Below are 20,243 nucleotides of genomic sequence, written 5' to 3' on the forward strand. Positions count from 1 at the left end.
AGGCGTCCGCCTCATCGCCGTGCCATCCTTAACGTAATGCATCACACGCTCGTGATTTCCGACATCCACCTCTCCGAAGTGGAGCCGGGGACGGGTCCGTGGATGCGTCATCGGCAGCGAGCTTTCCTGCCGGACGGTGAGATCGCGGGCATGCTGGACGCGGTCCTCGACGCCGTCCGCGGGCAGCGGATGACGCTCGTGCTGAACGGCGACGTCTTCGACTTCGACGCTCCGCGCGTGATCGACGGTCGCAGCGTCTGCCACGATCTTCCGCGCGACGCCGAGCACGGCGTGCCTGCGATCGCGGCGATCCTGGACGATCACCCGATCTTCCTCGAAGCGCTCGGGCGCGTGCTCGACGAGGGGCACGAGATCGTGATCGTGTCGGGCAACCACGACGTCCTGCTCACGCTGCCCGAGGTCCGCGCGCACATCGCGGCGCGCCTCTGCGACGCCGCGTGCGCCTTGCGAGCGCGCGATCGCAGCCCGGGCGCGCGGGCCGCGATCGCGGCGCGGATCCACTTCCGCGCGTGGATGCACGTCACGCCCGATCGTGTGCTCATCGAGCACGGCCACCTCTACGATCCCTACTGCAGCTACCGCTACCCGATGGCCCCGTACGACGACGGCGGGCGCGAGATCGTGGCGACGATGGGCTCGATGGGGACACGGCTGCTCGTCTCGCGCCTCGGCTACTTCAACCCGCACGACGACAGCTCCGTCATGATGACGCAGCTCGGCTACTTCCTGCACTGGGCGCGCTTCTACCTCTTCTCGCGCCGCTGGCTCGCGCTCATCTGGGCGTTCGGCACCGCGCGGATCCTCGCCCGCCTCTGGCGCTCGCGACGGCCCTTCTGCCGCGCGCGCTACCGCGGCAACGTGATCGCCTGCGCCCGCGAGACGGGCGAGCGCGTCGCGGCCGTCGCGCGTCACGCCCGCCTCTTCGAGCCGCCCGCCGAGTCGCGTTTCCTCCGCGTCGTGCGCGAGCTCTGGGTCGATCACGTGTTCGTGATCCTCGTCGGCGCGGCGCTCGGCGCGCTCTTCATCGGCGTCGTGGGCCTGCCGCTCGGGCTCCTCGGCGGGCTCGTGCCGCTGCTCGTCTTCGTGCTCTACGATCGCCTCGTCCCCAAGCCTCCGCTCGCCGAGACGTGGCTGCGCGTTGGCCGCGTGATGCGGAACGTCGCGAAGATCCACGGCGCCCGCGCCGTCGTCTTCGGCCACACGCACAACCCCGAGGGCTCGTGGGAGGGCGACGTCTTCATCGGCAACAGCGGCTCCTGGTCCGCCGCCGTCGATGGCCCCGACGGCGCGCCTCGCTTCGGCGAGCACCCCTTCGTCTGGCTCACGAACGACGATCGGGGCGAGCTCTCCGGCGGGCTCTACGCCTGGAAGGGCGGCGTGATCGAGCCCCGCATCATCCGCGAGCCACAACCCGAAGCGCCTCCGCGCAGCGAGGCCGTCCCGCGCAGCACCGAGGCCCCCGAGATCCGCAGCGACGATGCCCGTGCCATCTAGACCTGCGCAGGCTTCGCAGGCTCCTCGTCCGCGCGGTTCGTCGGGACGAACATCGACACGATCACGCCCGGGATCGAGGCCGCGAACGCGATCAGGAAGAACGTCGTGAACCCGACGCGCTCGGCGAGGTGCCCGCTCACCGAGCCCGCGAGCGTCGTGGCCAGCGACATGAGCGCGCTGCCGATCGCGAAGTGCGTGGCCCGGTAGGCGCCCTGGCAGCGCCGCATGATGAAGACCATGAACGCGGTCGAGCCTGCGTAGGCCACGAACTGCTCGACGAGCACCACGGCGGCGATCGCCGTGATCCCCGGCCGCGTCCAGGCGAGCCACGCGTAGAGCGGGATCGCCGCGCTCTGGAGGATCGCGATCGGCTTGAGCGTACGCTCGAGGCCGAGCCGCGAGACCACCATCCCTCCGAGGATCGAGCCCGCGATCGAGGAGACCGTGCCCCACGTACCGCTCACGAACCCACGCTGCGCGAGGTTCAGGCCGAGGTCCTTCAGGAAGGGCGTGTGCATCGCGAACATGAGCGCGTCGCCCGCGCGGAATGTCAGGATGAACGCGAGCACGAGCCCGACGTTGGGCTGGCGCAGGAACGTGACGAACGCTTGCAGGTACGAAGCGTCGGCTTTTGGAACCACGCGCGCCTCGGCCTCGGCCCGCGCGGGCGCCACGGGGCGCGGCAACAGCAGCGCATGCCCCACGCCGAGGAGAAGCATCATCGCGGCCGCCGCGAAGAACGCGTAGCGCCACCCGCCCGCGATCCCCGCGAGCATCACGAGCCCGCCCTTCGCGACCAGCATCGCGACCCGGAACGCGGCCACGCGCAGCCCCGAGAACGCCGCCTGCCGCTTCTCGGGCAACGCGTCGAGGTAGAACCCGTCCACCGAGATGTCCTGCGTCGCCGCGAGCACCGACACGGCGACGAGCCCCCACGCCACCGCGGGCAGATCCCCGCGATCGGCCGGCATCGCGAGCGCGAGCATCGCGAGCCCGAGCGCGATCTGGGTCGCGACGACCCAGCCACGTCTGGCGCCGTAGATGTCGACGAACGGGCTCCAGAGGAACTTCGTGTTCCAGGCGAAGCCGTAGAGCGACGTGTACCCGATCGCCTGCAAGCTCGCGCCGAACGCCGTGAAGAGCTCCGCGCTCACCTGATGGACGATCGAGTACGGCAGCCCCTCGCCGAAGTACGTCGTGGCGACCCACGGCGCCTCGCGGAGCGGGCTCTTTGCGGCTGTGCTCTCGGCCTCGCGCCGTGGTTCGTCCGGCGTCGCGCTCTTCGGAGGCGCGTAGACCTCTTCGAGGGAACGGCCCGGAGGGGTCACCTCCGCACCGGCGGACGCACGTTCGACGACTGCCACGTTGCCGAGTCCCCTACAACAGAAAGCCCCGGCGGGCCCACCTTCTGGCCGACGCACCGCGGAAATACTGGGGGCCTCTTCCAGGAGGTAGCGGTTTTCGGCCGTCTCGGTTAGACGTGGAGACGACATGTCGAGGCTCTGCCGGCGCCGCTCTGGGGCCACGGATTCCGTGATGAGGGAAGCGCGGTGAACGTCTACACCCGACGCGAGGAGATGCGCTGGACGATCGTCGCGCTGACCGTACTCGTGCTCTCCTTCGGAGGCGCGGTCGTGCGGCTCGTCACGGCCGAAGGACGGCTCATCCCCGACCCCGCGGCGATCGCCACCGCGAAGGCCGCGGACACGAAGGCGCAGCAGGCGAAAGCCTGCCAGACCGCCGCCGATCGGCTGAACACGGAGATCCCCGTGTTCAAGGCCTCCGCGAAGGCCGCGCGCCTCGCCGCGACGGCCACGCCGAGCGCCACGCCGCCGCCGGTGAAAGGCAAGAAGCCGCCGCCGCCGAAGGAAAAAGAGCCCGACGTCGATCTCGCGTGGCCCTCGGCGCTGCCTTCTTACAAGCAGGTAAAACTGCTCGCGCCGTGTCGGCCGCTCGTCGACGGCGTGACCGGGGCCAAACCCGAGGCGGCGAAGGGCTGGGACGCGGTCGTGGCCGCGGCCGCCGTGACGCCCGGCGAGGACTACAAGTCGCAGGTCGAGGCCGCGCGCAAGCTGCTCGCGGCGCTCGGCGAAGCGCCGGTCGACAAGGTGCTCGAGGCGACGAAGGAAGCGGAAAGCGCGCTCAAGAAGGCCGCCGACGCCGAGCAGGAGAAGGCGAAGACCGCGCAGGTGCGCGAGCCCTTGCCGAAGGGTCTGCTCCCGCGCGAGCTCGCGGTCGGCCTCGGCGTGCTCATCGGCGTGCTCACGCTCCTCGCGAGCTTCCTCAGCGTGCGCGCGGCCGCTTCGAGGCGCCTCTCGACGCTCTTGCCCCTGCGCGAGGCCGCGAAGACGGGCAACTCCGGCATGCAAGCCGCGGCGCTGCTCACGCTCGCTTCGCAGCACAACGGCGGCGAACCCGGCCTCGTCATCGGCGCGGGCGTCGGCGGCCTCATCGCCGCGATCGTGTTCCCGCTCGACGCCGACATCTTCGTCGCGGGCGTCATGGTCGGCCTCCTCCTCGGCCTCGGCTTCCAGTGGACCGTGCGTATGTTCGAGGGCCTCTCGAACTGGCGCAGGCGCGCCACCGAGCTCGCGGACATCGAGAAGCCTGCGGTCCCCATCGTGCTCGTCCTCTCGACGGTGCACCTCGGCCGCGAGCCCGAGTTCTGGGCCTTCTTCAGCAAGCTCTCCGCGCAGGAGCAGGCCGCGACGGTCGCGCAGCTCGCCTCGCAGGCCGAGGAGCAGATCCTCGCCGCCGCCGACGCCGGCGCTGCCCAGCCCTACCCGCAGCAGGCCATGCAGCAGGGGTATCCCGGCGGCGGCATGCCTCCCGGCGGCGGTTTTCCCCCGGGCGGCATGCCCCCCGGCGGCGGTTTTCCGCCCGGCGGCGGTTACCCCGGCCGCTGAAGCCGCCGAACTTTCTTCACGCGCCCGGCCGTCCGCGGCAATAAAGTGGCCTCTCCGCCGTATTCATGCGAGGAGGCACAGACCCGGATGCGCTTCTTTTCCCTTTCCTCGAAGAGCCTCTACCGCATCGGCGCGCTCGTCTCGCTCCTCGGAGCGACCTCCCTCCTCGCGTCCCTGCCCGCCGCGGCGGAGGACGCCGCGCCCAAGCCCGAGGCCCAGGAAGCCAAGAAAGAGGCCGACAACAAGCCCGCGGTCCTCGTCGCCCCCAAGGCCGAGTCCGCCGCGGCGGAGGCCCAGAAGGGCGAAGGGAAACAAGCGAGCGCGCCTGCGAAGAAGCGCCGGGGCGGCATCCACCCCTGCATGACCCCCGACCCGGGCTTCGGCATCTACGACCGCTGGTCGAACGAGCCCACGATCGGCCAGATGATCGCCCCGAAGAAGGGCGGCATCACGAAGACCGGCGGCTTCGACCTCATCGTCCACTTCCACGGCCACGAGCCCATCCGCAAGGAGTTCGTCAAGACGGCCAAGGGCTCGGTGCTCGTCGGCATCGACCTCGGCATTGGCTCGGGCGCGTACCAGCAGGGGTTTGCCGCGCCGAACACCTTCACCCAGCTCCTCGCCAGCGTCGAGGCGGCGATGGCGAAGAAGACGGGCAACCCCAAGGCGCACGTCCGCAAGCTCGCGCTCTCGTCCTGGAGCGCGGGCTACGGAGCCATCGAACAGATCCTACGCCAGCCTGCGGGCAAGCGCGTCGACGCGGTCATCCTGCTCGACTCCCTGCACACCGGGTACACCGACGAGCGCTCGAAGGCCCTCAAGACGCAGCAGATCGACGTCTTCGTGGATTACGCCAAGCGCGCCGCGAAGAAGCAGGCGCTCATGTTCCTGAGCCACTCGTCGATCATCCCGCCCGGCTACGCGTCGACGACGGAGGTCGCGAGTTACGTCATCGGTGAGCTCAAGGGCAAGCCGAAGAAGGCCAAGCGCGCGGACGTGCTCGGGCTCGATCTCATCCGCCGCTACGACAAGGGCGATTTCCACGTCCGTGGTTACACCGGCGACGACAAGCCCGATCACTGCGCGCACATCGGACTCATGGCCGATATCGTGCGTGTCCATCTCGAGGCCCGTTGGAAAACTCCACGCGGCAAGTCGTGATCGAACGCTCCGAACGACGCGCGTAATCGAATCGCCACCTCCGCGAAGGCCATTTCGCAGGCGTTTCATAGCGTTTTGCCGTCGCGAAGTTCTTGACGTTTCGACGCAATCCCGTAACGGATGATCACATGGGTGGCATTGGCGTCGTTCTGAATCCTCGCTCCCGACAGAACCGTCGCGACCCGGCCGCGGCCTCGCGGCTGGCGCGGACCCTCGGCGATCGAGGCGTCGTTCGCACCGCGCGGACGCGAGAGGACCTCGCTCGAATCGCGGAAGATTTCCGAAAACTCAAGATCGACGTGCTCGGCATCTCCGGCGGAGACGGCACGAATCACATCACCCTGACCGGATTCCTCGAGGTCTACAGCGACGAGCCGCTCCCGGCGATCGCGTTTTTGCGCGGCGGCACGATGAACACGGTCGCGAACGCCGTGGGCGTGCCCCGCGGCAAGCCCGATGGCCTGCTCGCCGCGCTGATCGCCCGCTACAACGAGCGCGGAAAAGCTTCGCTGCGCGTGGTCGAGCGGAGCACGATGCGAATCAATGACCATTACGGGTTCATTTTCGGCACCGGCGCGATCCACGGATACATGGCCGAGTACTACCGGCACCCCGAGCCGAACCCCGTCCACGCCGCCTCCGTGCTCTACGAGGCCAGCAAGAACGTCCTTCTCGGGCTGAAAACGCCGGTCGCCGAGCGCTGGGAAGGCTCGGTCGAGCTCTCCGGCGGCGTGCGTTTGCCCATGCGGGACTACCTCTGCATCGCCGCGGGAACGGTTGATCAGATTGGCCTCGGTTTCCGGCCTTTCTATCGCTCGGGCCATGTCCCGGGCCGCTTCCACCTCCTCGGCATCCACACGACCGCGCTCGGGTTCGTCAAGAAGCTCCCGGACATCTGGCAGGCGCGCCCGATGGGCGAGGAGCACACGTACGACCACCTCGCCGAGCACGCGATCCTGGAAGCACGCTCGGGCGTGGTGCGGTACGTGCTCGACGGCGATCTGCACGAGCACAACGGGCCGCTCGAGATGCGCGTCGGGCCGCGTGTCCAGATTGTCGTGGAGCACAAGGCGGGCATTCGGCCGCCGGGCGGGAGCACCTTTACGTTCCCCCCGCCCTGGATTCAGCCCGGCAATTCGTGACGCTCACGCCTCCGGCATGTCGGCGGCGTCGAGCCGCACCGTGACGAACGTCCCGTAGCTCATCACCGTCAAGGACTCCTGGTCGACGATCATCACGCGCACGCAACGCGCGGGCGCGGCCGTGCGGAGATCCTCGTACGGATCGAACGGAGCGTCCTCCGCGGGAGGGAGCGCCGATCGCAGGAAAGCGTGGACTTTGTCGCGATGCCCGATGAGCACGCACGTCCCCACGGGGTCCTCGTCCTGGAAAAACAGCTCGTGCGCGGAGACGTCGACGACGAGCACGGCCACGTCGACCACGTCGATCCCGCTCGTCACGCAGATCTGCTCGATGCGCGAGCAAACCGCATTTTCCACGCTCCGGAAGAGGGCGATGCGCCGGCGTTGCCCCTCCGTCAGCGAGGATTCGGCGAGGAAATTGGACAGGCTCGCCGGGATCTCCGATTGCGCGGTGTCCTTGTTCTTGGCGTCCCCCATGCTGATACCGCGAGGACCCCGCCGTCGGACGGGCCCGCCGCGCCTCCTCGCAGGGGTTTTATGCACGAGCGTCGCCAACGCCCCCTTCCGCCAAGAAGGAACGTGCCGGGCGGGAACGTCGCAGAGCGGTCCTGATCGCCCGCTCCGCGTGCTCCCGTCCTGCGCGTCAGGGTGCGGCCCCGAGCGCGGCCTTCGTCTCCGTTTGGATCACGAGCTGCTGACCCGCCGGCTGATTCGGTGATTTGAGCAGCGACTGCATCACGAGCGCGATCTGCCCGCGCTCGGGCATGAACCGGCTGTCGCCCACCTCGAGCTCGCCCTTGCCCCGCGACTCGTAGCGCTCGAGCGAGACGGGCACGTCCTTCGGCAAGCCGGGCAAGCCGAGCGTCGTGTTCGCCGCGTATTGTCGGACCTCGAGCGACAACGTCGCCCGCTTGCCGTCGAGCTTCTCCACCTTCGCGACGCGGTAGCGCAGCACATCCACGCCCGACGAGCGCGCCCGGTCGGTCACCATCCAGTAGGCGCCCACTCCGACCGGTTTGTCCGGCACGGGCACCGTCGACGCGAGCACCGCGTCGACCAGCGAGCCCGTCACGAGCTCGATGCCCGGCGTCGAGTCTTTCGGGAACTCGACCGCCAGATCCGTGGCGATCCCGGAAGGCTGGAGCCGGTAGCGGATCACGCTGTCCTTCAGGTTCTTGAGCTCGGCCGGCAGGTCGCCGCGGATCGCGCGGACCGCCGCGAGCTTCACGACCACGGGTTGTCCCGCCGGGGCCGCTTCGGCTGCCTTGTCGGTCTTCTTCTTGTCGTCCTTCGCCTTGTCGGCCTTGAAGGCGAGCTCGACGATGAGCGGCGGCAGACCTTGCTGCGCCGCGCGCACCTGGAGCAGGAGCGTCGTCTTGCGCTCGTCGCCGCCGGCGAACGCGTACGAGAGCGGGACCTTCGGGTCGCTGCCGTCGCCGAAGAGCTCGAGCTTCGGCGCGGCCGTGGGCGCGTGGGCGGCGTCGGCCGCGGCGGGCTCGAAGATGCCGGTCTCGGGCGGGCCTCCTGCGGCGTCCTTCGGGCCAGCGGACTGCGCGGGCGGCGCCTGGGCCGCGGCGGCGGCGAGGGCCTCGCCGAGCTTGCCGCCGACGACGGGCCCGGTCTGGGCATCCGCGCCCGCGTCGGCGATGGGCGCCGCGGGCTTCTTCTCTTCCTGACATCCGGTCGTGGAGACCACGAGGCCGAGCGCGATCATGCTCGCGCATCGGGCTACGTTCGCGCGTAGAGCCATGGCGCACGATGTATCTCGTTTTCGCGAGGGTGTCAGGTCCGACCGGGCCGAACCGCTCGGGGGTTTGGGGGTGTAGGGGATGGAAGGGCGGCGCCGCGGGCCGCAGATGCTCCCTGCGCCGCGCGTGAATCGAACACGGGCGCCGGAGGAGGGAGCATGCTGACGATCACGTCCACCGCGTTCGCGCCGAACGGCCACATCCCGAAGGAGCACACCTGCGAGGGCGACGATCGATCGCCGCCGCTCGCCTTCTCGTCGGTCCCGCCGGGCACGCAGAGCCTCGCGCTGATCGTGGACGATCCGGACGCGCCGGACCCACGCGCACCGAAGCGGACGTGGGTGCACTGGGTCGTCTACAACCTCCCGCCGACTACGACGGGCCTGTCGGCGGGCAGCGGGCTGCCTGCGGGCGCGCGCGCGGGGAAAAACGACTGGGGCCGCGACGCGTACGGTGGTCCGTGTCCGCCGATCGGACGGCACCGGTATTTCCACAAGCTCTATGCGCTCGACATGATCTTGCCGGATCTCGGGACGCCGACGAAGGCCGAGCTCGAGCGCGCGATGGAAGGGCACGTGCTCGAGCATGCGGAGCTCGTGGGCACGTACGAAAAGGGCGCCTGATCAGCGGCGCTCTACCGTCATTTGCGGGTGGCCGCGATGGCCTGGATGTCCTTCAGCAGCTCGAGCGGCCGGAAGGGCTTGGCGTAGAACGCGGTCGCGCCGGCGTCGCGCACACGCGCCCGGGACTCCGGATCGTCCATCGCGCTGATCACGAAGATCGGCAGCTCCTTGGTCGCCTCGTGACCGCGCAGGCGCGCGCAGACCTCGAACCCGTCGAGCGCGCCCGGGAGCATGAGGTCGAGCAGCAGGATGTCGAACCGCTCGGTCGAGGCGAGCTCCACGGCTTTTGCGCCCGTGGCGACGCCCACCACCTCGTGACCGCTCGAACCGACCAGCGTCTCGATCATCCGGCGGATGGCGTCCTGATCTTCGCAGACGAGCACTCGCATGATTTCACTCGCTCCGGCCCCGAAGGGTCCGTTCGTCCCTTCTACATCGAGACCCGGGTGCGGGCCAGATCGAGCCGCTTCGATCGCCGCTCGGCCTCCCCGGAGCGCGGGTCGGGGGTATTGTCTCCAGGGTCACCTGCATCTACCTCACGCCCATGACCGTCCTCTATGAAGACAAGCACGTCGTCTGCGACGACGATGCGCTCACCATCAAGCGATACTACTTCCCCCTCGGCAGCAAGCGGATCCCGTACGACGAGATTCGCCGCGTGGACGATACGTCGATGGGCTGGCTCACGGGCAAGCTGCGCCTCTGGGGCATGGGCCCGGCGCCGTACTGGTTCCACCTCGACATGGAGCGGCCCGGCAAGGATCGGTGCATCGTGCTCGACCGGGGCGGCGTCGTGAAGGTCGCGCTCACGCCGGACGATCACGAGGCCGTGCTGTCCCTGCTGCGCGAGCGCGCGAGGCGGTCGTAGGGCTCGGATGACGCTCCCCATCGAGCCGGCCCTCCCCGAGATCTGCGCAGCGATCGCCGAGCGTCGCCGGCTCGTGCTGGAGGCGCCGCCGGGCGCGGGCAAGACGACCCGCGTGCCACGCGCGCTCTTCGAGGCGGGTCTCGCGGGCGCGGGGGAAATCTTGGTGCTCGAACCGAGGCGCCTCGCCGCGCGGATGGCGGCGCGACGCGTGGCCGAGGAGATGGGCCAGAAGCTCGGCGAGACCGTCGGCTGCACGATGCGCTTCGAGGACGTGTCGAGCCCGGCGACGCGCATCCGCTTCGTCACCGAGGGCGTGCTCACGCGCAGGCTCGTGCGGGATCCAGCGCTCGAAGGAGTCTCCGTCGTCGTCCTCGACGAGTTCCACGAGCGGCACGTGCACGCCGACGTGGCGCTCGCGCTCCTCGCGCGCCTCACGCGCGAGCGGCGCAAGGATCTCGGCCTCGTGGTCATGTCGGCGACGCTCGAGGCGGATCCGATCGCGGCGTGGCTCGACGCTCCGATCGTGCGTTCGATGGGCCGGATGTACGACGTCGCGATCGAGCACCTCGAACGCTCGGACGATCGGCCGCTCGAAGCGCAGGTCGCCTCCGCGGTGCGTCGCCTCGTGCGTGAAGGGCTCGAGGGCGACGTGCTCGTGTTCTTGCCGGGCGCCGCGGAGATCCGTCGCGCCGGCGAGGCGCTGCGACCGATCGCGGATACGGAGCACCTCCTCGTCTTGCCGCTGCACGGGATGCTCACGCCGGCCGAGCAGGATCGCGCGGTGCGTCCGGCGGATCGTCGCAAGATCATCCTGTCGACGAACGTGGCCGAGTCGAGCGTGACGATCGACGGCGTCGTCGCGGTGATCGACAGCGGCCTCGCGCGGGTCGCTTCGTATGCGCCGTGGTCGGGGCTGCCGACGCTCAAGGTCGCGAAGATCGCGCGGGCCTCGGCGGCGCAACGCGCGGGTCGCGCGGGACGCACACGACCGGGCCGAGCTTTGCGGCTCTTCACGCGCGGCGATCTGCTCGCGCGGCCCGAGCACGACACGCCCGAGATCCTGCGCGTGGATCTCGCCGAGACCGTTCTCGAACTCTGCGCTTCGGGCGTAGGGCCGCTCGAAGAGCTGCCCTTCTTGGATCCGCCGCCCCGCGCTGCCGTCACCGCGGCCGAAGAGCTCTTGCGGCGGCTCGGCGCGATCGACGAGGCGCGCCGCGTGACGCCCCTCGGCCGGCGCATGCTCCGGTTCCCTGCGCATCCTCGCCAGGCGCGGCTCCTCGTGGAGGCCGAGGCGCGTGGCGTCGCCGAGGAAGGGTGCGTGCTCGCGGCGCTGCTCGGCGAGCGCGAGGTGAGCGTCTCGGGCGCGCATTCGCGGCGGGGCGGCGGGCGCGTCGAGGAGCACCGATCGGATCTGCTCCACGCGCTCGATCAACTGGAGATGGCAGAGCTCGAAGGACACGCGCCGGATCGACTCCGCGCGCTCGGCCTGGATCCGACGCGCGTCTTCGCCGTGGATCGCGCCGCGAAGCAGCTCGCGCGCCTCGTCGATCGTCGCAAGGCTCCACAGCCTGCAAGCGCGCTCGATCGCGAACGAGCGCTCCTGCTCGCGACGCTCGCGGGTTATCCGGATCGCGTGGGCCGCATGCGCAGGCCCGAGACTGCGACGGGCCGGAGTGGCCGCGAGATCGTGTTCGCCACGGGAGGCTCGGCGGTGCTCGCGGAGTCGAGCGTGCTCGGCGCGGAGGAGTACGTGGTCGCCGTCGACGTCGAGGAACGAACCGAGGGCACGAAGGGCCGCGTCGTCGTGCGCGCGGCGAGCGCAGTGGAGGCCGACTGGCTGCTCGACCTGTTCACCGACGCGATCACCGACACGACCGACGTGCGATGGAACGCGGCGCAGGAGCGCGTGGAGGTCACGCGGCGGCTCGCGTACGAAGGCCTCGTGCTGGAGGAGTCGCGCGTCGCGGCCAAGGATCCCGCCTCGATCGAGCGCATCGGCCAGGCCCTCGCGGAGGCGGCCTGCGCTCGTGGGTACCGCACGTTCGTCCGCGGCGACGGCCTCGACACGTGGCTCGCGCGCGTCGCGTTCGTCCGGACGCACTGCCCCGAAGCCGGCCTGCCCACGCTCGACGAGGCCGCGATCGTGGAGACGTTGCGCGCGCTCTGCGTGGGCCGGCAGAGTTTTTCCGAGCTGCGCGAGGCGGATCTCGGCGCGGCGCTCGCAGATCGCCTCACGCCGGAGCAAGCGCGGCGCGTGGCCGAGTGGGCGCCCGAGACGATGCAGCTACCGGGCGGGCGACGGCTGCGGCTCGAATACGGCCCTGACGGCACGGTCTCGGCGGCTTCGCGCCTGCAGGACTTCTTCGGTTTGGCGGAGGGCCCTCGCGTGGCGCGGGGACGGGTGGCGGTCGTGCTCCACCTCTGCGCGCCGAACCAGCGCCCGGTCCAGGTGACGACTGACCTCGCCGGCTTCTGGGAGCGGCACTACCCGGCCATCGCGCGCGAGCTTCGGCGCCGCTACCCGAAACATGCCTGGCCGGACGATCCCCGCCATGCGACGCCGCCCCAACCGAAGGGAGCGCGCCCTTCTTGAAGCGTTCGCCGCGGCCGTGCGCACGTTCGCGATGGAAACACTCCACTCGTGCTTGACATGCCCGTCCTCTTCCGCCACTTTCCGCAGCCCCGAGCGACGGGTCCCGCGCGCGACGCGCGAAATGCCTGCTGAGGACGTCATGGCGAAGAGCGACATCACTGGGAAACGGAAGCTTCTGGCGCAGAACGTCTCCCACTCCAACATCAAGACCAAGCGCTGGCAGAACGTGAACATCCAGACCCGCAGGCTCTGGGTTCCGGAGCTCAAGCGTTACGTCACGCTGAGCCTCACCACGCGCGACATCCGCAGCATCGACAAGCTCGGCGTCGTCGCGTACGCGAAGCGGTACGGCATCACGCTCTAGGCCTTCGGCCTGGGCTCGTCGCCGCGCCTCGCGGAACAACGCGCCTCCATTCGGGGGCGCGCCTGCTTTTTGTCTACCTGTTCCCTCCTGCATCGACCGCACCGCGGTCGATGCACCAGAGGTCCAGGGCTTGCCCTGCAAGGGGGGCGGACAGCTACAAACAAGATTTCCCCGCGAGGACTGCGCTTCGCGCAGTCCTCGCCCCCCCGTCCAGGGCTTGCCCTGGTCCGGGTCGAGGGGCGGACAGCCCCTCGTCGGGTCCGGGGTGAAACCCCGGCGCTACGCTGTGCCCCCACTCAGGGTTCGTCGGATCGCGCGGCCCCGTCACCGGTCGAGACCAAGAACCGCGCGTCGCGCGCATCCCGCAGGAGCGCCATTGCCGTGAGCGCGCCTGCTTGCTCGCGTAGCTCGGCGACGGCGGTCTCGGCCGGCCAGCCTTCTGCGAGTGGGCGCAGCGCTGCGACGTCGACGCCGGCCTTCCCGAGCAGCGCCACCGCTGCGTAAAACCCGGCCTTGCTCACGATTGCCAGCGGCGCTGGCATGTCGAGCGGCGCGCCCGGCGACGTTCGCGGGACGCCGCGCCGCACCGGTTGCGCGTGCCGGCCGAGCACGAGCTCGAGCTCTGGCACGAGCACGCCCTGCTCGCGCCGCGTCGGCACGAAGACCAGCGCTGCGACGAGGCCTCGACCGTCGCAGGCGAGGATCGCGTCGGCCACTGGGAGCCGGCCGAGCGGCGCCTCCCAGGGCACGCTGATGGCCGTCACCTCCGAGGCGAGCGACGTCGAGCGGGCTGGCACGTCCTCCGGCATTGCGCTCTCCAGATCCTCGGCCGTGAGGATGCCGCCCGCCACGGGCCCGCCTGCTGCGAGCAAGGCGCTCACTGCCTCGTCGGAGGCGAGCGCGAGCGGTCCTGCTGCTCCCACGCGCTTGATCAGCGCTGCGCGTTTCGTGGCGCCTGCGGCCTCTGCCGCGGCGACGCCGGCCCGCGCGAGCCCGCCGAGCCCCGATCGACCCCGCGCTGCGTGCAGGATCGCGACGAGCCCGAGTGATCGCGGCACCGACACGTATGCGCCCGGCGGGATCTCTTTTTCGGTCTTCCACCCGCGTGGGCGAGCGGCGCCTTTTCCCGGCTGAAGGGAACGTCCGTCGATCACGCGCGCGCCGGCTCCTCCGCCTGCGACGATCGCCACGACGGGCGAGAGCAGCACGGAGGCATCCTGACCGGCGGCCGCGAAAAACCCGGCGATGACGGCGTCGGCGGCGCTGCCACCGGCGTCGAGCGCGGCCTGGGCCGGGCCTTGCGTGGTCGCCGAGCGTGCGAGTGCGAGAGCGCCGCGGATCACTGCTCTTCGTCCTCCGCGACGAGCGGACGCACGATGGGCGCGACTGGCGCCGCGATCGATCCTGCCTCCGGCGCGCGGCCCGTTCGTGCGAGCGCGGCGACGAGCGTGGACTTCGCGCGAACGGCGGCCCCGCGCGTTCCTTCGACCACCAAGAAAATGTCTCGACGCTCGCCGAGCCGCTTCGCCACGCGATCGAGCGCGGCGGCCGAGAGCATGGCCTGCGCGCCGAGCGATCGGAGGCGCGTGTAGACCACGGGGCCGCGCGGCAGATCGTCGCGCGCCGCATCGAAGACGGGGAGCACGCCTGCGGCGCGCGCCGTGTCGATCACGTCTTCACGCTCCCACATGCCACGCGGCTCCCAGAAGCGGAGCGCGCCTTCGGCCGGGATGCGCGCGAAGAGCGCGGCGATGCGCTTGCGGTTCGCGGCGGTCGGTCGGATCTCGGTCGACGTCGAGAGCACGATGCAGCGTGCTTCGAGCGTCGTCGCGACTTCGAGCGAGGTAGCGAGCGCGTCGTCGAGCGCCTTGCCTGGGGCGAGCTCGGCCACGACGCGCGGCAAGACCACGCTGAACACGAACGCGGGCGGCGCCGCCTTGCGCCACTTCCGCAAGCCGGCTGCGGCGGGCAGCGACGTGTCGATCGGGCGGATCTCCACCAGATCGAGCTGATCCTTGTACTTCTTGATGTCGCCCTGGAGGGCGTGCACGCCCACGTGGAGTCTTGCCATGGCGGGGTCTCTTTACTCGAAGTGGAACCACTGGGTGGGGTTCTCGCGCAAAAAGCTTTCCATCGCGGCGGCGACGCGCCGTGCGGCGAGGGAAAGCTCGTCCTCGCTGGGCCGGCGCGGCAGCGAGATCGGCGGACAGCTCCGCACCTCGTAGCGCATGTAACCCAGCCGCCTCGTGAAGACGGGCACGATCGGCGCCCCGCTCAAGGCGGCGAGCGAGAGCGGGCCCTCGGGGACGACGAAGGGCTCGCCGAAAAGCGTGACTTCGCGCCCGCGCATGCCCTTCGGGAGCCTGTCGATCTGGACCGCCACGACGCCGCCGCGCCTTAGGTGCGAGAGCAGCGGCAGCGCGTCGAGCGGGCTCGTCCCCACGTGCACGATGCGCACACCGGCCTTGTCGCGCGCGTCGTCCGTGAGCGCCTCCGCGCGCTCGTCGCGCTCGTGCGCCATCACCACGACGACGTCGGCTGTGTGCACGCTGCGCAAGATCGGGCCTGCGGCTTGCCAGCCGCCCGTGTGCGCCGTCGCGATGATCACGCCGCGACCCTCGGACGCCGCTTGCACGTAGTTCTCGTCCGACGCGCAGAGCCCCACGAGGCGCTCGGGCCGCCCGCGACCCACGAGAAATGCCTCCGTCAAGCAACTCGCGAAGCTCGCGAAGACGCGCGCGACGTCGACGTTCTCCACGAGCGCGTTCCGCGGCCCCAGCGCACGCCGCAGGTTTTCTCGGACCGCACGACGCTGCCGCCCGAGCGCGAGTCCGAAGGCGAGCCCGATGAGCGGCGGCGCGTATCGCACGAAGGGGCGCGGGCCGTGCGTCACGCCTGCGTCGAGCGCGCGGCGCCAGAGCACCGAGTCGTGCCGGCGTAGATCGTCGATCAGCTTGCCGAGGTCGTCACCGATCCCCACGGGGCCCACCTAGCGGCTCAGCGGCGCGGCGCAAAGGGCGGCGCGTCCGGCTCGACGACGCCCTCGTCGTGGCTGCTGGATCCAGGCTCCGGGAGGACCTTCCCGATCCGAAGAAGCCCCCACACGCCGACCTCGCGCGCCGCTGCGTCGTCGTGCGCCGCGGCCCGCTCGAGGGTCCTCACGTCGTCCTCTGCGCTCGGCCCTTCGGGATCCCGCGCGAGCCTGTTCGCCGCGACGAGCGCTGCATTTCGCGCGAGCCCTCCGCGATGCGCACGCCTGAGCGGGGTCCCCTGGATCGTCTCGGGGAACGCTTCCTCCTCGATCGACGCGAGATCCGACAAACGCATCTCCGACCAGCGCGGCAGCGGATGGAACTGCTGCGTGCGCGTCTCGGGCGGCGGCGCCGTCCGGTTGTAGGGACAAACCTCCTGGCAAACGTCGCAGCCGAAGAGGTGCTCGCCCATCGCGGCGCGCAGCTCCTCGGGCGGCGCTTCGTACTGCTCGATCGTGAGGTACGAGATGCACCGCCGCGCATCGAGCACGAAGGGCTTCGGAAATGCGCCCGTCGGGCATGCATCGAGGCAACGCGTGCACGCACCGCAACGCTCGTGCATCGGCACGCCCGGCGTGAGCACGAGCGTCGTGACGACCTCGCCGAGCATGAGGAAGCTCCCCTGCCCCGGGACGATCACGAGCCCGTTTTTCCCCACGAACCCGATCCCTGCGCGCGCGGCCCACGCGCGCTCCATCACCGGCTCGATGTCGCAGAGCGGACGCGCATCGATGCCGGGGCCGAGCCCGCGGATGAACTCGGCGAGCCGGCGCAACTTCTTGCGAAGAAAGAGGTGATAGTCCTGCCCGCGCGCGTAGCGGGCGATCCCACGCGCGACCTCGGGATCGTGCGCCTCGGCCTCGGCCGAGCGGGCATAACGACGACCGACACACACGACGCTGCGCGCGCCCGGGAGGATCGCCTCCGTGTCGAGCCTTCGCCGCTCCTCGACGTACTCTTCGAGGTAGCGCATCGTGCCGTGCATCCCGGCCTCGATGAACGCGCGGTAGCGGTCGTGCTCGACGTCGAGCGGCTCGTCGGCGCGCGCCACGCCGACCACGTCGAAGCCGAGCTCGAATGCCCGCTCCCGGACCCGCTGATCGACGTCGCTCGCGGACATCCGCCCCGCCTCCCCGCGCGCCGCAAGCGCCGCGATCGAGCTACCCGAACAGCCGATCGAGCACGATCGCGCACGCCGCGCGCACGCTCAGGTGATTGTAGCCCGTGTCCTTCGCCGCGTGGATCGGCGCGAGGCGAACGTCGGCCGACGCGACGAGCTCACCCGCGAGGCCCCACCCCGTCCCGAATGTGATCAGCACGGGTTTGTCCGTTCGCGAGAGGTGCGCGCGCGCGTCGGGGTAGTTCGTCACGGGCCCACGCTTCGCCGAGGCCGCCGTCGTCCAGAGCTCGATCCCCGCGCGCCCCGCGCCCGGCGCGAGCGAGGTGTACACGTCTTCCAAGCTCGGCACGATTCGCAGGACATCGAGCGCGTCCGCGCGATCGGGGATCCGCTTCTTGCCCGAGCCGTTCACCCAGTGATCACGGATGCGCTCGGCGAGGAGCCGCTGCGCCGCGACCGGATGCACGACGTAGAGCTCCATCACGCCGAACGTGCGCGCGCTCCGGGCCATGTCGTGCAGATCCAGGTTCGTGATCGCGGTCGTCACGATCTCCCCGCCTCGGTCGAGCACGGGGTGATGCACCAGAGCGAGCGCGACCTTCGTCACGACGAGCTCCGCTCGGCGCGCAGACGTTTCGCCCGCTCCAGCAGCTCGGGCCTGCGCGCCGCCGTGCGCGCCTCGGCTTGCTCGCGCCGGAAGGCCGCGATCGCCGCGTGGTTACCGCCTTTCAACACCTCGGGCACCTTCATCCCGCGGAACTCCTCGGGCCGTGTGTAGTGGGGATACTCGAGCAGCCCGTCCATCGCGGCGCTGTGCGACTCGTGCATCGCCGAGTCCGCGCTGCCGAGCACGCCGGGCAAGAGCCGCGAACAAGCGTCGACGATCGCCATCGCCGCCACCTCGCCGCCCGCGAGCACGAAGTCGCCGAGCGAGATCTCCTCGTCGACGAACGCGTGCACCCGATCGTCGAAGCCTTCGTAACGGCCACACACGAGCGTGATCCACGGCAGCGCTGCGAGCGCCTCGACCTTGCGCTGGTCGAGCACGCTTCCTTGCGGCGAGAGCAGCACGCGGTGCGATCGCGTGGCGTCCGCGCCCTCGCGTCCTTCCCGCGCTTTCTGCTCGAGCGCTTCGATGCACTCGACCACGACGTCGACGCGGATCACCATGCCCGAGCCGCCGCCGTACGGCGTGTCGTCGACGCTGCGATGTCGGCCGAGCCCGTGCTCGCGCAGGTTCGCGCAGCGTACGTCGAGCGCGCCTGCACGCGCCGCACGGCCGACCATCCCCGTCGCCAGGAATGGCTCGAACATCTCGGGAAAGAGGGTGACGATGTCGACACGCATGCGCGCGCCTCGTCAGGTGAGGCCGTCGAGCGTGACGAGCCGGACGACCCCGGCGTCGATGTCCACGGATGCGACGAAGTCGTCGAGCAGCGGGACCTCGAGCTTGCTGCCGTCCGCGCGTTCGACGACGAGCACCTCGCAGGTCGGGTACGAGGCCAGCGTGAGGACGCGACCGATGATCTCGCCGGAGCCGAGCTCGGCGCGCGCGCCTTCGACGTCGCACGCGTAAAACTCGCCCTCTTCGAGCGGCGGGAACTCGTCCCGCGGCACGAGCAGGATCGCCCCGCGCAGCGCCTCGGCGGCATCCCGATCCGCGACACCCGCGAGCCGCGCGAGCACGGCTTTGTTCGCGCTCCGGATCGACGTGATGTCGGCCGCGCGCTCCACACCGTCGGGGAGACGCAGCTTGAGCGTCGGCCGCTGCCCGAGCAGATCGGAGCCCTCGTGATAGAGCTTGAGGCGGACCTCGCCCTGGATCCCGTGGGCGCGCGCGATCTCCGCGACGGCGATGAACCGTCGCGGGGCTTCGGCCTCGTTCGTGGCGCGCTTACGCGGGATCAATCCAGGATGTCGAGGTGGGCCCGAAGGCCCGCCTTGCTGGCGGCCGCGTTGAGGAGCGCGCGGATCGACTGGGCGGTGCGGCCATCCTTGCCGATCACTTTGCCGATGTCCTCACGCGCCACGCTGAGCTCGATGCGCGGGAACCTGTCTCCCGTGACCTCGCGGACGGTCACCTTCTCGGGATGATCCACGAGCGACCGCGCGATGAGCGCGACGAGATCCAGCAGCATGGTGGAGGACGCAGGAGACGGCGCCATGCCTCGTTACTTCGCCACCGTCGCCGCGACGACGTCCGGGCGCTTCAGCAGAAGCTCGACCGTGTGCGAGGGCTGCGCCCCGACATCACGCCAGTGCTTCACGCGAGCCGTGTCCAGGCGGATCTCGTTGCGACGCGGGTCGTACGTGCCCAAACGTTCGATGAACCGGCCTCCGCGCGGAGCGCGCTGGTCGGCGACGACGATACGGTAGAACGGGGTCTTCTTCGTGCCCGCCCGGGCGAGGCGGATATGAACGGCCATCGGTGAACCTCGGTCTTCTTGGAGATCCGGCGCTTGCCGGGTGCGGGCATGACCCGCGCGCATTCGCGGCCCCCGACGCACCACGCCAGGGGAACGGGGGGCGAAGGGTAGGCAGAACCCCCCCAACGGTCAAGGCCGACAAGACGCAAATTCGTCCCGTCCGGTCCTCGCCCTCCGGTTCTTGCGAGCTTGCGGCCCGGACGCACCCCGCGGCCGCGAAAAACATGGGGTCTGGTGAAAGAAGGAAGAAGCGCCGTGCGGGCACGCCCGGCGTTGTCGAGAGGACAGACGGGAAATCAGCCGATCTCGAGGATGATCACGCCCCGATTCGGGTCGTCCTCATCCTCGTGAGGGTCCTTCGGTCCGCCTCCAGGTCGACGCGGAGCCGGGTACCGTTCGAGCGGAAGCTCCAGGCGCGGTCGGTTCTCCTCACGCTGCTGGCGCTCCCTCTCTTCCCGTTGTCGGATTTGTTCGATGATGAAAGGAGGTAGCATCCGGACTCCTCCGCACCGCGTCTGTAGCGTCGCTCGGATGAACGTGCCTAGCAAGAATGGGCCCGTTCACGAGTCGAATCTAGCAATGAGAGTAACGGGGTCAAGCTTATCGCCCGGGACGACGGTGATATGCTCGCCGCCTCTATGACGCAGGATGGCGTGAGATCGCCGGAGCTAGAGCGCCATGCAGCGCGGGCCTCTCGAGCTTCGTCCTCGTCGCCGGAGCCCCGGGCGCGCACGCGGGGCACGGC

At 70.2% G+C, this 20,243-nt stretch carries 21 protein-coding genes; 8 read left to right on the plus strand and 13 right to left on the minus strand.

The genetic code is table 11. The features are described 5' to 3' along the window. Positions 1-36: 36 nt before the first annotated feature. Positions 37-1,515 carry a metallophosphoesterase gene (locus QHF84_RS04325; RefSeq protein WP_281311880.1) on the plus strand — a complete coding sequence of 493 codons (1,479 nt, stop codon included), beginning with the start codon at positions 37-39 and terminating at the stop codon, positions 1,513-1,515. Here QHF84_RS04325 and QHF84_RS04330 read toward each other — a convergent pair. After that, positions 1,512-2,879, minus strand: a complete 1,368-nt coding sequence (locus QHF84_RS04330) for an MFS transporter (RefSeq protein ID WP_281311881.1) — start codon at positions 2,877-2,879, stop codon at positions 1,512-1,514. The genes QHF84_RS04325 and QHF84_RS04330 overlap by 4 nt on opposite strands. A gap of 186 nt (positions 2,880-3,065) precedes the next feature. On the opposite strand from QHF84_RS04330, the gene QHF84_RS04335 reads away from it, so the two are divergent. The 3 genes from QHF84_RS04335 to QHF84_RS04345 all read left to right on the plus strand — a co-directional run bounded on the left by QHF84_RS04335 (position 3,066) and on the right by QHF84_RS04345 (position 6,724). Continuing rightward, a complete protein-coding gene (locus tag QHF84_RS04335) occupies positions 3,066-4,421 on the plus strand; it encodes a hypothetical protein (protein ID WP_281311882.1) in 1,356 nt (451 codons plus the stop codon). A gap of 87 nt (positions 4,422-4,508) precedes the next feature. After that, a complete protein-coding gene (locus tag QHF84_RS04340) occupies positions 4,509-5,582 on the plus strand; it encodes a hypothetical protein (protein WP_281311883.1) in 1,074 nt (357 codons plus the stop codon). A gap of 128 nt (positions 5,583-5,710) precedes the next feature. Continuing rightward, positions 5,711-6,724: a diacylglycerol kinase family protein gene (locus tag QHF84_RS04345; protein WP_281311884.1), complete on the plus strand. Its 1,014-nt coding sequence runs from the start codon at positions 5,711-5,713 to the stop codon at positions 6,722-6,724. A gap of 3 nt (positions 6,725-6,727) precedes the next feature. Here QHF84_RS04345 and QHF84_RS04350 read toward each other — a convergent pair whose 3' ends face one another. Then, positions 6,728-7,201 (minus strand): hypothetical protein, encoded by a 474-nt coding sequence (locus tag QHF84_RS04350; RefSeq protein ID WP_281311885.1) that lies wholly within the window; start codon positions 7,199-7,201, stop codon positions 6,728-6,730. A gap of 166 nt (positions 7,202-7,367) precedes the next feature. Next, complete coding sequence (locus QHF84_RS04355; protein ID WP_281311886.1) at positions 7,368-8,438, minus strand: hypothetical protein; 1,071 nt, start codon at positions 8,436-8,438, stop codon at positions 7,368-7,370. A 192-nt stretch (positions 8,439-8,630) separates the two neighbouring features. Between QHF84_RS04355 and QHF84_RS04360 the strand changes: the two genes are divergently transcribed. After that, on the plus strand, positions 8,631-9,095 hold the full coding sequence (locus QHF84_RS04360) for a YbhB/YbcL family Raf kinase inhibitor-like protein (protein WP_281311887.1): 465 nt from the start codon (positions 8,631-8,633) through the stop codon (positions 9,093-9,095). 17 nt (positions 9,096-9,112) lie between these two features. On the opposite strand, the gene QHF84_RS04365 is transcribed toward QHF84_RS04360, so the two are convergent. Next, positions 9,113-9,484 (minus strand): response regulator, encoded by a 372-nt coding sequence (locus QHF84_RS04365; protein ID WP_281311888.1) that lies wholly within the window; start codon positions 9,482-9,484, stop codon positions 9,113-9,115. Between the two features lie 155 nt (positions 9,485-9,639). On the opposite strand from QHF84_RS04365, the gene QHF84_RS04370 reads away from it, so the two are divergent. The 3 genes from QHF84_RS04370 (at position 9,640) to rpmB (ending at position 12,920) form a co-directional block, all read left to right on the plus strand. After that, entirely contained in the window at positions 9,640-9,963 is a 324-nt protein-coding gene (locus tag QHF84_RS04370; RefSeq protein WP_281311889.1) for a hypothetical protein, read from the plus strand. A 7-nt stretch (positions 9,964-9,970) separates the two neighbouring features. Next, positions 9,971-12,556: an ATP-dependent helicase HrpB gene (gene hrpB, locus QHF84_RS04375; RefSeq protein WP_281311890.1), complete on the plus strand. Its 2,586-nt coding sequence runs from the start codon at positions 9,971-9,973 to the stop codon at positions 12,554-12,556. 139 nt (positions 12,557-12,695) lie between these two features. Then, entirely contained in the window at positions 12,696-12,920 is a 225-nt protein-coding gene (gene rpmB, locus QHF84_RS04380; protein ID WP_272423519.1) for a 50S ribosomal protein L28, read from the plus strand. A gap of 296 nt (positions 12,921-13,216) precedes the next feature. On the opposite strand, the gene QHF84_RS04385 is transcribed toward rpmB, so the two are convergent. From QHF84_RS04385 to rpsP, 9 genes are read right to left on the minus strand one after another with little or no spacing between them, the layout of a single operon-like run. Then, a complete protein-coding gene (locus QHF84_RS04385) occupies positions 13,217-14,263 on the minus strand; it encodes a hypothetical protein (protein ID WP_281311891.1) in 1,047 nt (348 codons plus the stop codon). Beyond that, entirely contained in the window at positions 14,260-14,991 is a 732-nt protein-coding gene (locus tag QHF84_RS04390) for a DUF72 domain-containing protein (protein ID WP_281311892.1), read from the minus strand. The genes QHF84_RS04385 and QHF84_RS04390 overlap by 4 nt, the downstream gene beginning before the upstream one ends. A 12-nt stretch (positions 14,992-15,003) precedes the next feature. After that, positions 15,004-15,900, minus strand: coding sequence for a lysophospholipid acyltransferase family protein (locus tag QHF84_RS04395; protein ID WP_281311893.1), 897 nt, complete (start codon positions 15,898-15,900; stop codon positions 15,004-15,006). 17 nt (positions 15,901-15,917) lie between these two features. Next, complete coding sequence (gene queG / locus QHF84_RS04400; RefSeq protein WP_281311894.1) at positions 15,918-17,072, minus strand: tRNA epoxyqueuosine(34) reductase QueG; 1,155 nt, start codon at positions 17,070-17,072, stop codon at positions 15,918-15,920. 40 nt (positions 17,073-17,112) lie between these two features. Beyond that, positions 17,113-17,679 (minus strand): RNA methyltransferase, encoded by a 567-nt coding sequence (locus tag QHF84_RS04405; RefSeq protein ID WP_281311895.1) that lies wholly within the window; start codon positions 17,677-17,679, stop codon positions 17,113-17,115. Continuing rightward, positions 17,676-18,419: a tRNA (guanosine(37)-N1)-methyltransferase TrmD gene (trmD, locus tag QHF84_RS04410; protein ID WP_281311896.1), complete on the minus strand. Its 744-nt coding sequence runs from the start codon at positions 18,417-18,419 to the stop codon at positions 17,676-17,678. The genes QHF84_RS04405 and trmD overlap by 4 nt, the downstream gene beginning before the upstream one ends. 12 nt (positions 18,420-18,431) lie before the next feature. Then, the gene (rimM, locus tag QHF84_RS04415) at positions 18,432-18,980 is read right to left on the minus strand and encodes a ribosome maturation factor RimM (RefSeq protein WP_281311897.1); all 549 of its coding nucleotides are present in this window, start codon (positions 18,978-18,980) and stop codon (positions 18,432-18,434) included. Continuing rightward, positions 18,977-19,210 (minus strand): KH domain-containing protein, encoded by a 234-nt coding sequence (locus tag QHF84_RS04420; RefSeq protein ID WP_136930783.1) that lies wholly within the window; start codon positions 19,208-19,210, stop codon positions 18,977-18,979. Before QHF84_RS04420 ends, rimM begins: the two co-directional genes overlap by 4 nt. Before the next feature lie 33 nt (positions 19,211-19,243). Next, complete coding sequence (gene rpsP, locus QHF84_RS04425) at positions 19,244-19,498, minus strand: 30S ribosomal protein S16 (protein ID WP_281311898.1); 255 nt, start codon at positions 19,496-19,498, stop codon at positions 19,244-19,246. Positions 19,499-20,243: the final 745 nt, after the last annotated feature.

The organism is Polyangium sp. y55x31, from assembly GCF_029946505.1.
In the GTDB taxonomy this organism is placed as follows: domain Bacteria; phylum Myxococcota_A; class Polyangia; order Polyangiales; family Polyangiaceae; genus Polyangium.